This window comes from Rhodococcus sp. OAS809 (genome assembly GCF_040546695.1).
GTDB lineage: Bacteria > Actinomycetota > Actinomycetes > Mycobacteriales > Mycobacteriaceae > Rhodococcus_F > Rhodococcus_F qingshengii.
Genome location: NZ_JBEPOI010000002.1, coordinates 1,971,218 through 1,983,957, shown reverse-complemented (window position 1 = coordinate 1,983,957; position 12,740 = coordinate 1,971,218). Strand labels below are relative to the sequence as shown.

13 protein-coding genes are annotated in these 12,740 nt (G+C 62.5%); 6 read left to right on the top strand and 7 right to left on the bottom strand.

Annotation, left to right across the window (positions count from 1 at the left end; all coding sequences use genetic code 11):
• Window positions 1-14 precede the first annotated feature (14 nt).
• A complete protein-coding gene (locus tag ABIE52_RS12170; protein WP_058226404.1) occupies window positions 15-1,604 on the bottom strand; it encodes an Hsp70 family protein in 1,590 nt (529 codons plus the stop codon).
• 161 nt (window positions 1,605-1,765) lie between these two features.
• Here ABIE52_RS12170 and ABIE52_RS12165 point away from each other — a divergent pair, with 161 nt between their 5' ends.
• Complete coding sequence (locus ABIE52_RS12165; protein WP_007728612.1) at window positions 1,766-2,326, top strand: potassium channel family protein; 561 nt, start codon at window positions 1,766-1,768, stop codon at window positions 2,324-2,326.
• A gap of 19 nt (window positions 2,327-2,345) precedes the next feature.
• On the opposite strand, the gene ABIE52_RS12160 is transcribed toward ABIE52_RS12165, so the two are convergent.
• Window positions 2,346-4,061, bottom strand: a complete 1,716-nt coding sequence (locus ABIE52_RS12160; protein ID WP_192712583.1) for a TIGR03767 family metallophosphoesterase — start codon at window positions 4,059-4,061, stop codon at window positions 2,346-2,348.
• 233 nt (window positions 4,062-4,294) lie between these two features.
• On the opposite strand from ABIE52_RS12160, the gene groES reads away from it, so the two are divergent.
• Together groES and groL are read left to right on the top strand one after the other, a co-directional pair.
• On the top strand, window positions 4,295-4,594 hold the full coding sequence (gene groES / locus ABIE52_RS12155; RefSeq protein WP_003940763.1) for a co-chaperone GroES: 300 nt from the start codon (window positions 4,295-4,297) through the stop codon (window positions 4,592-4,594).
• 86 nt (window positions 4,595-4,680) lie between these two features.
• A complete protein-coding gene (gene groL / locus ABIE52_RS12150; protein ID WP_003940715.1) occupies window positions 4,681-6,291 on the top strand; it encodes a chaperonin GroEL in 1,611 nt (536 codons plus the stop codon).
• A gap of 74 nt (window positions 6,292-6,365) precedes the next feature.
• On the opposite strand, the gene ABIE52_RS12145 is transcribed toward groL, so the two are convergent.
• The 4 genes from ABIE52_RS12145 to ABIE52_RS12130 form a co-directional block, all read right to left on the bottom strand.
• Entirely contained in the window at window positions 6,366-7,103 is a 738-nt protein-coding gene (locus tag ABIE52_RS12145) for an anti-sigma factor (RefSeq protein ID WP_058226405.1), read from the bottom strand.
• Window position 7,104: 1 nt separating this feature from the next.
• Window positions 7,105-7,773, bottom strand: a complete 669-nt coding sequence (locus ABIE52_RS12140) for a sigma-70 family RNA polymerase sigma factor (protein WP_007728615.1) — start codon at window positions 7,771-7,773, stop codon at window positions 7,105-7,107.
• An 88-nt stretch (window positions 7,774-7,861) separates the two neighbouring features.
• A complete protein-coding gene (locus ABIE52_RS12135) occupies window positions 7,862-8,527 on the bottom strand; it encodes a fasciclin domain-containing protein (protein WP_007728616.1) in 666 nt (221 codons plus the stop codon).
• A 165-nt stretch (window positions 8,528-8,692) separates the two neighbouring features.
• Window positions 8,693-8,989 (bottom strand): WhiB family transcriptional regulator, encoded by a 297-nt coding sequence (locus ABIE52_RS12130; protein ID WP_003940939.1) that lies wholly within the window; start codon window positions 8,987-8,989, stop codon window positions 8,693-8,695.
• Between the two features lie 768 nt (window positions 8,990-9,757).
• Between ABIE52_RS12130 and ABIE52_RS12125 the strand changes: the two genes are divergently transcribed.
• The 3 genes from ABIE52_RS12125 (at window position 9,758) to ABIE52_RS12115 (ending at window position 12,132) form a co-directional block, all read left to right on the top strand.
• Entirely contained in the window at window positions 9,758-10,456 is a 699-nt protein-coding gene (locus tag ABIE52_RS12125) for a hypothetical protein (protein ID WP_003940892.1), read from the top strand.
• Window positions 10,457-10,631: 175 nt separating this feature from the next.
• Window positions 10,632-11,210, top strand: a complete 579-nt coding sequence (locus ABIE52_RS12120; RefSeq protein ID WP_003940953.1) for a sigma-70 family RNA polymerase sigma factor — start codon at window positions 10,632-10,634, stop codon at window positions 11,208-11,210.
• A complete protein-coding gene (locus tag ABIE52_RS12115) occupies window positions 11,203-12,132 on the top strand; it encodes an anti-sigma-D factor RsdA (RefSeq protein ID WP_063836274.1) in 930 nt (309 codons plus the stop codon). Before ABIE52_RS12120 ends, ABIE52_RS12115 begins: the two co-directional genes overlap by 8 nt.
• Window positions 12,133-12,221: 89 nt before the next feature.
• Here ABIE52_RS12115 and ABIE52_RS12110 read toward each other — a convergent pair whose 3' ends face one another.
• Complete coding sequence (locus ABIE52_RS12110; protein WP_003940777.1) at window positions 12,222-12,626, bottom strand: DUF5319 domain-containing protein; 405 nt, start codon at window positions 12,624-12,626, stop codon at window positions 12,222-12,224.
• Window positions 12,627-12,740 lie beyond the last annotated feature (114 nt).

Here is a 12,740-nt window from a genome sequence, read left to right as displayed (position 1 = left end):
CGGCCGACTGAGAATCAGCCAACCGGGGCCGGTTCCCGATCCGGTGTGGTCGCGGGACCGTTTTCGGGCATCGAGGTATTCGGTTCACCGGGCTTCGTCGTCGGATCACCGCCACCAGGGGTAGTGATTTCGGTTTCGGTGGAACCGGATCCAGGAGTCTCCGGCGTCGTCGGGTTCTGGCCGCCGCTCTCACCCGGGCCGAGACCGCCGCCGGGGTTTGCCTCGGTCGGATCGACCGGGGGCGTCGCCTCGGTGTCCGGCAGCGTCGGCCACCACGCCGGTGGATCGGGCAGCGTGATTCCGGGAATGGTCGGCCAATTCGGAGTGGTCGTTGTCGTGGTCGGCGGCGTGGTTGTCGTCGAGGTGTCCGGGATCGGCGCAGGCGGAAGTGTGTACTGATGCGTTGTGTACGAGTGCGTGTCGTAAGGCTGCGAGTCGAACGGGGTGGTGGGATACCCGTACCGAGGATACGTGCTGCCGGCTACCGAAGGCAGAGGATCATGAGACGGAATGATCGTCGATCCGGTGCTCGGTGTCGCTTCGGGGCTCACCGTCGTCGTGGTCGACCCCGTTCCGACGGGCGAGACCGCGGTGTCGTCGGTCGGTACCAATTCCTTTGCGCCGTAACCGAGTACCAGTCCGCCGACCACGAGCGCACCGATCAGCGCTCCCGATACCTTGGCGGTGGATCCGGAGCGCTGGTCACTTCCGGAGCCCAGCAGCGGGAAACGAATTGCGGTGATCGAATCTGCCAGGAGTGCAGCACCTTTGGTTGCCGCAGTCTCGGGCTCGACGATCTCGACCATGGGGACGTCGACGGCAGCGGCGACGGCGGACCGCACGGCCGGAATGTGTGCGCCACCGCCGATGAGTACAACGGCACCGACGGGCCGCGGTGAGCCCTTCACGACTTCACGGATGAAGGTGACGGCGCGCTCTATATCCGGGGCGATGATGGCCTCGAACTCGTCGCGCGTGATCGCCATCGCGTCGATCGGAAGGTCGATGGTCACCTTGGTGGACGTGGACAGTTGCTCTTTGGCGACATGGCACCGGGCGGCAAGAAGTTCCGCGTCGGTGTACCGGCGCAAGTGCCCTGGCGCCTTCTCCGTCACGAAGTCGACCAATGCCCGGTCGATTCCGGCCCCTGCGAGGGCGTCTATACGGTCGGAGTGCAGAACTTCACCGGTGTGGTCGACGACGGACACCGTCAGACCTTGATCACCGACGTCCACCTGAGCTGTCGTGTCGTACCGCTCGGTTTTCCCTGTCTCGGCGAGATACGCGTGTACGGCGGCAGGTTCGGGGATTGCACGGACCTGCTTCGGCGAGCGCGAAAGAGATGACCTGATGCTCGCGAGTTGATCGTCCGTGCGATAGCTGACACCGATCGAGCGCGGCGCTTCAGATCCGTCCGTTACCTGCGTCGTCATCAGCTTGATGGATGCTCTGACAAGGTCACCGACGTTGGAATTGGCCTGATCCGCCGAGACGAAGCGAGTCTCGGCAGGCACGGCGCCTGGCGCGTTTGTGCTGGTATCGGTGTCGACGAGTGCTGAATAGACACCGGAAGATCCAGTGGAAATTCCCAGTGAACAACTCATCGCACACCTCCTCACAGTCAATACCGGTCAATGTTCAATCGACCGCCGTTATATGAACGTTACAGAAGGTTCGTGAGGATTGCTCAGTGCTTTTCGTCTCCGTGACGTCCTTTTCGGACCGAAAGGGTGGTTTTACCTGCGAAATTGTCGATCATTGATTCATGCGGAAAAAAGGCGATTCTCCCCACATCGACCGGGAACGACGACGCGCGCTGATCCGTGGTGCAGTGCTTCGACCCACGCTGACGGTGATCGCCTTCGGATGCGCGTATTTCTTTCTGCCGTGGATCGATGTACATACCGCCAGTGCAATCTTCCTCTTGATCGGTGGAGGCGCCGCGGTACTTGCCGTGACCACCTGGCAGGTGTGGCGAATTCTGCGTTCCGATGTGCCATCTCTGCAGGCGGTCGAAGCTGTGGCGGTGGTGATGCCGACGTACTTGTTGTTGGTGTCCATCACCTATTTTTCGGTCGAGCATGCAAGCCCTGGCAGTTTCACCGAACCGCTGTCGCGTATGGCGGCGCTGTACTTTTCGTTGTCCGTCTTCTCGACAGTCGGATTCGGTGACATCGCCGCGCAGACGGACCTTGCCCGGGGGCTCGTGAGCCTTCAGATCGTCTGCAATCTGGTGTTGATCGGATTCGGCGTTCGATTCGTCGTTGCCGCAGTGTCGTGGGCGAAAGCGCACCGCTCGCCTTCGAGCGGACCTGAAATCACCTAGGACACTGCGGCAATCGGAGTCATCGTCCGGTGTGGACCAACAATTCGACGTTCTGGTCGACGCCGGTACCCGTCAGCTTCGGGTCGCGGTGGATGTCGTTGAACGACAGTTCGCGGTACAGCGAGGCGAGCCCGGCTGCCGACTTGTCGCTGTAGTCGACGGAATTGGGACTCTCCGCCTCGAAGAGCGTCGCAAGCAACGACACCGTTCCGTCATGGTTGTCCGCGATCTCGATGATGCGTCCGAGTTGCGGGTAGTCGATGTGAGAGGCGGTGTTGATCTCCCAGAAGCCCTGCTCGGGGGTCGCGCCGGGCCACGGGGTGATCTTGTTCTCGTGGGTGTGTCCGTTGACCCAGGCAAGTACGTTCGGGAAACGATGCAGCAAGTCGAGAAGCTGTGAACCGCGCAGGCGTGGCTCGAGGACGTTCTCGGGGTCGGGAATGAGATTGTCCATCGTGTCGCTCGTGTGGTGACTGAACAGCACGAAATACGTGTCACCTCGCGACTCGGTGACGCGAGAGCCCGCGGCGTCGTAGTAGGTGCTGCTGCCGGCGCGCAGGGTGTTCTCGATCCACTGGAACTGAGCGGCGCCCAGCGAACCGTCGACGAGGCCCGCGCGGTTGGTGGAGTCCATGCTGATGCCGACGACGCCCGGTGCGATCTCGAACGAGTAGTAACCGATACCGGTGTCGCCGGCGTCGGGGGCGAAACCGTGTCCGACGGGGCCGGGACCGGTGTGCGCGGGATCAAGATGTGCGGCGATGAACTGTCGCGGTGTGAACGGCGCGCGCGACGGGTCGGGGGTGACCTGGCGCGGCGGCGTCGTGAAGGCGGACAGGATTCCGGGTATCGCACTGGGATCGAACTTGGTGGCGACGTCGATCTGCTTGGCCTGCTCCGGTGAACCAGGCACCTCGAACTTGAGAGATCCCGTGTACATCGCTTCGAGCGGCGGGATGCCGCTGGGCACCGTGCCGGACACCGAATCGTCGTGGTTGCCGAACACGCAGTACCAAGGGGTGTTCAGGCCTGGGCTCGACACGGGCGTGAAAGCGGCACCGAAGAAATCGGGGATCTCCGGGAATCCGGCCTTCTTGTACATGTCGAGCATCGGTGACTCGGGGTTCCAGTAGAGATCGGCACCCGAGTTCTGTACACCCTCGTAGCGGTCCTTGGCACCGGTGTTGGCGACGACGGTTCCGCCGTTGAGTGAGGTGAGGAACCAGTCGAGTTCGGCGAATTCCTTGTTGTCCGTGTTGTCGCCGGTGGTGACGACGGCATCGAAGGGTCGCGACGTGTGCGGGCCACTGCCGATCGAATTGACCCGGCGGACAAGTGAAATCAGCCCGTGCGCCGTCAGGGTCTCCTGGGGGCGGAACGCCGAGCCGGTGATCTGGTGGACGTACTCGAATCGCATGGGGGACTGGGCGTCGACGATGTGGACGTCGGTCAGCTGCACGAGTGAGGCGAGTGCGGTGCGTCGGTCCTCGCGTCCCGACTTCGGCTCGGCCAACTCGCTGCGCACGATGTTCGCCCAACCGGGTCCGGCGGTGAGCTTGGTGTAGCCGCTGCTGCTGACGGGGGTGGACACGGACTCGAGAGTGGTGCCAGGACCTGACGTCGGAATGGTCGACGCGCCTGCATATTGCAGGCCCCACGGCTTGCCAATGCTGACCGCGCCGACGGCGCCGAGTCCGGCGAAGGTCAGAAAACTACGGCGATTGATGTTCGTCACGAAGTGAACAATAGGTGAACGTGGTGGACGGCTGTCCTGTTTCGCTCTGGACGAAGAGAAAAATGCGCCCAGTCCTTGAGGGTTGGCACTCTCACGTATAGAGTGCCAATTGGCGCTGATCGAGTTCCGGCACCCGCGACGACGGGACTGCAGTGACGCGCCGTAAACGGCATACCCAAACAGCTGTCCGAGGATCGCCTCGGACGCACATACCCCAAAGTGGAGGGCTCATCGTGGCGAGCGTCAACATCAAGCCGCTCGAGGACAAGATCCTCGTCCAGGCCAACGAGGCTGAAACGACGACGGCTTCCGGCCTGGTCATTCCTGACACAGCCAAGGAAAAGCCCCAGGAGGGCACCGTCGTTGCAGTCGGCGAAGGCCGCGTCAACGAGCAGGGCAACCGCATCCCGGTCGACGTCAAGGAGGGTGACACGGTCATCTACTCCAAGTACGGCGGAACCGAGATCAAGTACGCCGGCCAGGAATACCTGATCCTGTCGGCACGCGACGTGCTGGCTGTCGTCTCCAAGTAAGACACACGTGATCCGCCCCGGAGTCCACACAGGATCCCGGGGCGGAATGCGTTCACGCCCCGAAGATTCAGGAGCTGACAGAACAGATGTCCAAGCAAATTGCGTTCAACGAGACCGCACGCCGCGCTCTCGAAGCCGGAGTCGACAAGCTTGCCGACGCCGTCAAGGTGACCTTGGGCCCGCGTGGACGCCACGTCGTGCTCGCCAAGGCATTCGGCGGCCCCACCGTCACCAACGACGGTGTGAGCATCGCCCGTGAGATCGAGCTCGAAGATCCCTTCGAGAACCTCGGCGCACAGCTCGTCAAGAGCGTCGCCACCAAGACCAACGATGTTGCCGGCGACGGCACCACCACCGCGACCGTTCTGGCCCAGGCCATCGTCCGCGGCGGACTCAAGAACATCGCAGCGGGCGCGAACCCGATGGCTCTCGGCGTCGGCATCAACGCCGCAGCTGACAAGGTCGTCGAGGAACTGCTCGCCGCAGCCACCCCCGTCGAGGGCGAGAAGTCGATCGCTCAGGTCGCCACCGTCTCCTCGCGTGACGAAGAGATCGGCAAGCTCGTCGGCGAGGCACTCACCCGCGTCGGAACCGACGGCGTCGTGACGGTCGAGGAATCCTCCACCGTTGCAACCGAACTCGTTGTCACCGAAGGTGTTCAGTTCGACAAGGGCTACCTCTCGCCCTACTTCGTCACCGACATCGATGCGCAGAAGGCCGTCTACGAAGACGCGCTGATCCTGCTCTTTCGCGAGAAGATCAGCTCACTTCCCGACTTCCTTCCGCTGCTCGAGAAGGTTGCCGAATCCGGCAAGCCGCTCTTGATCATCGCCGAGGACGTCGAGGGTGAAGTTCTCTCCACCCTCGTGGTCAACTCCATCCGCAAGACCATCAAGGCCGTCGCCGTCAAGGCGCCGTTCTTCGGTGATCGTCGCAAGGCATTCCTCGACGACCTCGCAGTCGTCACGGCAGGCACCGTCATCAACACCGACGTCGGCCTCTCGCTCAAGGAAGCCGGCCTCGAGCTGCTCGGCAGCGCTCGCCGCGTTGTCGTCACCAAGGACGAGACGGTCATCGTCGACGGTGCAGGCACCGCTGACGACATCGCGACCCGCGTTGCGCAGCTGCGTCGCGAGATCGAGAACACCGATTCGGATTGGGACCGCGAGAAGCTCGAAGAGCGTCTGGCGAAGCTGTCCGGCGGCGTGGCCGTGATCAAGGTCGGCGCAGCCACCGAAACCGATCTGAAGGAACGCAAGTTCCGCGTCGAGGATGCGGTCAACGCAGCCAAGGCAGCAGTTTCCGAGGGCATCGTCCCCGGTGGCGGATCGGCTCTCGTTCAGGCCGGTACGGCTCTGATCGGGAACCTCGGCTTGACGGGTGACGAGGCCACCGGCGTTGCCGTGGTCCGCGAAGCCCTCAACGCTCCGTTGTTCTGGATCTCCAGCAACGCAGGCATCGACGGTTCCGTCGTTGTCAGCAAGGTCGCCGAGATGACCAAGGGCGAAGGCTTCAACGCTGCCACCCTCACCTACGGCAACCTGCTTGCCGACGGCGTCGTCGACCCGGTCAAGGTCACTCGCTCGGCAGTGGTCAACGCCGCTTCCGTCGCGCGCATGATCCTCACGACCGAGAGCGCCGTCGTCGAGAAGCCGACCGAGGAAGTTGCCGACACCGGACACGGTCACAGCCACTGACTCGCTGCTCGTAGTTTCGACAAAGAAGAGATCCCCCACCGGATTCCGGTGGGGGATCTTTTTTCGTCTGGCGATCAGATGAGCGGGATCGTTGCGAACGGCTCGCTCGTCGGCTGCTGCGATCCGCCGGGCGGTTCGACAGTGAACGCCAACTTCGTATTCGGACCGATGCCGTCGAGCACCACCTGGGTAGTGGGTTTGACGTCACCCGGAGCCATCGTCCCCATCGGGATCATCGTGGTGTCGTCGGTGTCGCCCGGCACCAGCCACATCTGGTAGACGGTATCCGGACTCGGGGGAGTCACGTCGTTCATCACGAGGACTGCGGCGTCTTCGGAGGGCGAGAACAGCGTCGTGGCACTACCGCCGCCCGGGATGTCACGCGTCGTGGCATGAACGTCGGGTGCTGCCATGATTTCGGATGCGGGGTTCTGCGGCGGCGTGTTGTCGGACAGCGTGCGTCCGATTCCGATGCCGCCGACCAGGATTGCGACTGCGGCGGCCGCCGCAAGAGCCATGGTCCACGGGCGTCGACGGTTACGACGCTCGGCCAGCGAAACCGGGGCGTTGGGAGCCGCGGTCTGTTCTGCGATCGAGGCGAGGACGCTGCTGCGCAGCGACGGCGGGGGCTCGACGGCGTCGACGACGGTCATCGCGGCCATGGTTTCGGCGGTGAGCCGGACCTGGGCGTCGAATTCGGCGCGGGTCGCGGAGTCCGAAGCGGCGAGTCGCCTGTCGACCTCACGGCGCTCGTCGAGGTCCAACGCATCGATCGCGTAGGCGTACGCGTAGTCGATCAGCTCTTCGTCCATCTCACATCACCCCCAAACATCCACGTAGGCGCAGTAGTCCGTCGCGAATTCGCGACTTGATCGTGGGAATCGCCACGCCGAGATCTTCGGCCACCTCGCGGTACGTTCGGCCGCCGTAATAGGCGAGAGTCACCGATTGGCGCTGAGTGTCCGTCAGCGTTTCGAGACAGTCGGTGACAGCACGATGCTCGTCTCTTCGTGTCACTTCGTCGCTGACGACGTCGAATTCGGGAGTGGCATTGGTGGTGTCGTAGAGAGCCTGTCGATCCGAACTCGACTGTTCGGAGCGCACGCGATCCACTGCGCGCCGGTGGGCAAGTGTCAGGAGCCAGGAGAGCGCGGACCCCTTGGCGGGGTCGAAGCTGTCGGCTGATTTCCAGGCTTGGAGGTAGACCTCTTGGACCGCTTCCTCGGAGAAACCTGGATCACGGAGTACACGAAGAACCATGCCGTACACACGGGAGCTGGTTCGGTCGTAGAACTCGGCGAAGGCGCTCTGGTCGCCACCGGCGACGTTCGCGAGGATCACCGCCAGCTCGCGTGATTCCGCGATTCGCGCGGTGCGGGCCGCAGAATTGTCCGTCGGGCATGCGTCGGCCGCATCCGACGCATGGTCTGGCTCGCTCACGAAGAGTTGTCTCGCTTCATCGCGTACAACCGTAGCGTGCATGTCCGGTTCTTTTCTCTTGGCCCGCCGTTGGCCGCTGTGCGCCTTTATTAACCGCGGGGGGTTGATAAAGGCGCACAGCAGGTGGGGACTACTGCGGCATCAGCACCGAATCGATGAGGTAGACGGTGGCGTTTGCGGTCTTGACTCCACCGCAGACGACAGTTGCGTCGTTGACCTTGATGTTGTCACCGGATCCGGTGACGGTAACCGTTCCGCCCTCGGCGGTGGGGTGAGTTCCGTCGATCGCGTCAGGGGCGATCTGGCCGGGAACCACGTGGTAGGTGAGGATCTTGGTCAGCGTGGCGCTGTCCGTCTTGAGGCTGTCGATCGTGGCGGGGTCGATCTTGGCGAATGCCGAGTCGATCGGTGCGAAGACGGTGAACTCGCCACCGTTGAGAGTGTCGACCAGGTTGACGTCCGGGTTGAGCTGGCCGGAGACCGCCGCGGTCAAGGTGGTGAGCAACGGATTGTTGGATGCCGCTGTGGCAACCGGATCCTGGGCCATTCCGCTGACCGATCCGGCGCCGCTCGGCACTGCAGCTGCGTAGTCGGCACAACCGGCACCGACCAGATCAGAAGCGGGCTCTGCCATCGCGCTGCTGGGAGACATGCTCGATCCCATGGCAGAAGACGTCATGGCGGCGCTGGACGTGTCGGTCGACGAATCGTTGTCGTCCGAGGAGCAACCGACCACGCCGAAGACGGCGAAAGAGGCTGCTGCGGTGACTGCCAGAACTCGAGTAGAGGTGTTCATGGGTCTGCCTTCCTGAAGGGATGTGCTGAGGTGCACTGTCAGAAGGCATTCGGAGGCGGGCGTCGGTCGGATGGGTCGTGTCGGAAATTCTTTTCGACGGTGTCCCGTCCACACGCAAAAGCCCCCGAAAACTCTCGGGGGCCTAGTGCGCTCTACCTACGTGTATCAGGAAGCTATGCGGGTGGTGCGACGGTGGCGCGCGTGTAGTTCACGTTCGGTTTCCGACATTCCTCCCCAGATGCCGTACGGCTCGGCGACGGTCAGCGCGTGGCTGCGGCACTGCATCAGGACCGGGCACTGACGGCACATCTCTTTTGCGCGGGTTTCGCGCTGGGCACGTGCTCTACCGCGTTCGCCATCGGGATGGAAGAACATGGAGGAGTCGACTCCGCGGCACAGACCGTGCATCTGCCAGTCCCAGATGTCTGCGTTGGGGCCTGGAAGGTGATTCGGTGCAGGCATGTTGACTCCTTACTGCAAGCTCGCGTTGATCAACGAGCGGACCAAGTTGCCCGGAGGTTATCCGGGCCTTCTGAATCGTTCACGCTTGCTAACCGTAAGGGTGCTGAGTAAATCGCGTCAATAGGCTCGTTCAGTGGCGATCGGCATATATCGAAATGCGAGAGTTAACGAAGTATATATTTACATTTCGGGCCCCTCGTGCGTTGTTCTGCGCCGATGTCGAAATTGGGTCGATCGAGGTGGCGGCCGGCAAGCCCGGCTGCTCGAGATGCGAAACCTACAGATCAGGGATATGTTCGAGGCTGATCGCCCGGCGAAATCACTCGGTCATTCGGCTCGGTTTGCGTCATTTGTCCGATATTGCGTGGGCGGGGTTGCACTCCATTTCGGGACTTAGTGCCCAAGTTTCAACTAGGACATCCGTCCAATAAGTAATGCGCAGTTAACGTCACGGATATATGCCCGTTAAATATCATTACGAGTACATTTGGCAAATCTCAGTTGAATATCTGATTAACTCCGACAAACTTGCCTTTTCGTGTTTCGTGCGACTTTTGGCATCGTTGGTGTGACGCCGGTCGTGCGAATGTCTGCTCGTGCTGCTGCGATGATCAACCTGTGTCGACACCTGCGCGCCCTCAATCACCTGTGCCCAACGAAACAACTGCACTTCCAGGGTCCCTCGAGTCTGCCGCGTTCGGTGCGGATCCGGATCTCGACCGCCTCCCGGCGCCTTGCTCTACCCGAGATTGGTGGACAACGGCAGTAGTGCTGGGTGGTCAGGGCCACTACGCAAGAGCGCGGGCTGCATTGGATGTCCTCGATCGGCTCACGGCCGGGTTCTCGACGCACTCGGATCGGGTTCTTGCCTCTCTGTCTGCCAGCACGAGGGCGTCGTTTCTTCGCCAGAGCGGACGCCATGCACTCGCGTCCACGTGGGACGGGCGCGCACTGGCGATCGTCGGCGGCCTGCCAGGTGATCCAGAGGCTGCCTGTGACGCTCTGACCGGTCTGGCCGCAGACGCCCTCGGCTGTGGCAGGCTCCCGCTCGGCTGGCGCCTGCTGGCGCAATGTCGGGCGCGTCTGGATGCCGAGGGCGGGCTGTGGCGGCAGGAAATTCGGATCGAATGGGTCTCCGCAGAATTGGCGTTGGCGGGAGGCGACTTCGCTCGTGCCCGCAGACACGCAGAACGCGCCGTCGAATTGTCAGCGGAATCGGAGTCTGTGCGGCACCGCGTGAAGTCGGATCTGCTGCGTAGCGCCGCGCTGACCGGAACAGACGCGAGCGCAGCCGTGAAGATGGCAGCAGATGTGTTCGCGCGGTGCCGGCAATACGGCCTGCTGCCCCTGGCCTGGGCGTCGTCTCTGTTGATCGAAGGTGTCAGCGGTGAGAGAACCTCACCGAGTGCCCGGGAGATCGGCGATCTGATTGCGATGCGTGGTGGATCACTCCTACCTTTGTCGTAACCACGCCACCGAAGTCTCCGGAGAACATTCCAGAAGGAGCTGTATCGATATCGCGACTGCTGGGCAGGTATGCGGAGACCAGTCGGTCCGGATGGTTACTCTTAGAGGGTTCCGCTGAGAGCGGGAGCACACCCGCTCGGGAGGTGCCACTGTAACGCCAGGATTTTCGCTGACGATGACAAATACGAGCGATGAGTTGGACACCGCGGTCGCCGCTGCTGCGCAGGGCGACCGTACAGCTCTAGCTTTGGTTCTGGAGAACATCCGACCGATGGTGGTGCGCTACTGCCGCGGTCGAGTGGGTGCGGCCGAGAGAGGACACCTGTCCGCTGACGACGTCGCACAGGAAGTCTGTCTGGCCGTGATGACCGCGCTGCCGCGATATCAGGACCAGGGACGCCCGTTCATGGCCTTTGTGTACGGAATTGCCGCGCACAAGGTTGCGGACGCACATCGAAGCTCCGCCCGTAACAAGTCGGAGCCCGTTTCCGAAGTACCGGATGTAATAGCACTGGATGATGGTCCCGAACAGCGAGCTCTCGATTCGGAGTCCAGCAGACAGATGCACGAACTTCTCGGCACACTTCCGGAGAAGCATCGAGAAATCTTGATACTTCGCCTGGTGGTCGGGATGTCGGCCGAGGAAACGGCCGTCGCCGTCGGTAGTACCGCCGGAGCTGTACGAGTCGCTCAGCACAGAGCGATCGCGAAACTGAAAAAAGAAGTGACGAAAGCAGGTGAGAGCTTTGGCTAGAGACGAGGGGCATGACGCTTCGAATCTCGGTGATCTCGCCGACGACGGTACGCCAGTGGATTTGGCTGCGGTTCGGCGTGACGATGCGCTGATCGAATCCATTTCGAATGGTGGGCCGGTAGCAACCGATAGCACCGAACAGTACGAACTTGCGTTGATCCTCTCGCAATGGCGTGACGATGTCGTTGCGACTCCGATGCCCGAGGGTCCGTTGTTGGACGATGTCATCGCTGCAATCACAGCGACGCCGTCCGGCTTCTCCGATCGTCAGCGTTCACGTTCCCGTTCTCGATTGCGTGTGGTTCGTCCGATCGCCGCCGCTGCAGCTGTTGCAGCAGTGGTCTTCGGTGGCGCGACGGCGATGGCGTACGACGCCCAGCCCGGCGATGCCCTGTGGGGTGTCAAGCAGGTCGTCTTCGCCGACGAGGCCAACTCGACAGTTGCGAAGATCGACACGACTTCCGAGCTGGAAAAGGCCGAGCGGCTGTTGGCTGCCGGAGACATTCCTGCGGCAAAGATGGTGCTGGACAACGCAGCTCACCGTGCCGATGCGGTCAAGGACTCGCAGGACAAGACCGACCTCGTCGAGCGTTGGGGCAAGTTGATGACGCAGGTCCAGGAGACCACGTCACCCGCAGTGCCGCCGTCGACGACCGACCAGCAGTCCTCGATTGCCACCTCTCCCACGGCGATTCCGGGGATCTCCGTCAATCCGGCGAACCCTCAGCTGCCTGGGGGTGTGACCACGACGACAACGCCCAATCCTGGAATCATGCAGGCGCCTGGTCCAAGCGCGGCGTCGTCGACACCGTCATCGTCGCCCACGGCAACGACCACGACAACAACGACGACAACGACGACAACGACGCCTCTGGCGCCGGCCTCGTCTCCGTCGGGTGATTCTTCGTCACCCCCGCCCTGATCGCATCGTTCCGATCTGAATTCATACGAAAGTGGCCGACAAGCAATTGCTTGTCGGCCACTTTCGTATGAGCTTGGGTGAGGTTTCGCTCAGCTGTCGAAACCGTCGCCGTGCATCGCCTCGTTCATCGACGCGTCGGCGTATCCACGGCAGTAGTCCCACGTGACATATGCCTCAGGCATCGGGTCGTAGGCAGGCTCGTGAGGGCGGACGGTTCCGTCCACGAGCAGCTGCAGCAGGTTTGCGCGCAGCATGTCCCAGTCGTGGTAGTGATCCTGTTGGCAGTCCTCGCAGCAGACTACGAGACCGCGGATACCGCGGTGAGCGAGGAGTGCCTCGTAAACAGCGAGGTCAGCGAGATCCTCCTCGACCGCTTGGCGTTCGTGGGGGTCGAGTGGTTGGCCCGGCTCGATGGCATCGAGAGCCGCGGAGGGGTCAGCTGGGTCGCCGGCGAAGGGATCTGGCGGCAGACCGGGGGGCAGTTGATCACGCACAGCACCACGGTACGCAGGTCAGGGGGGTCAGCGCCACTTGTTACGCGTACACGCAGCGTGGGTGGGATGGTTAGGACCTTTGAGTGAGCCGATACCATGGTGTGCAACGCCGGG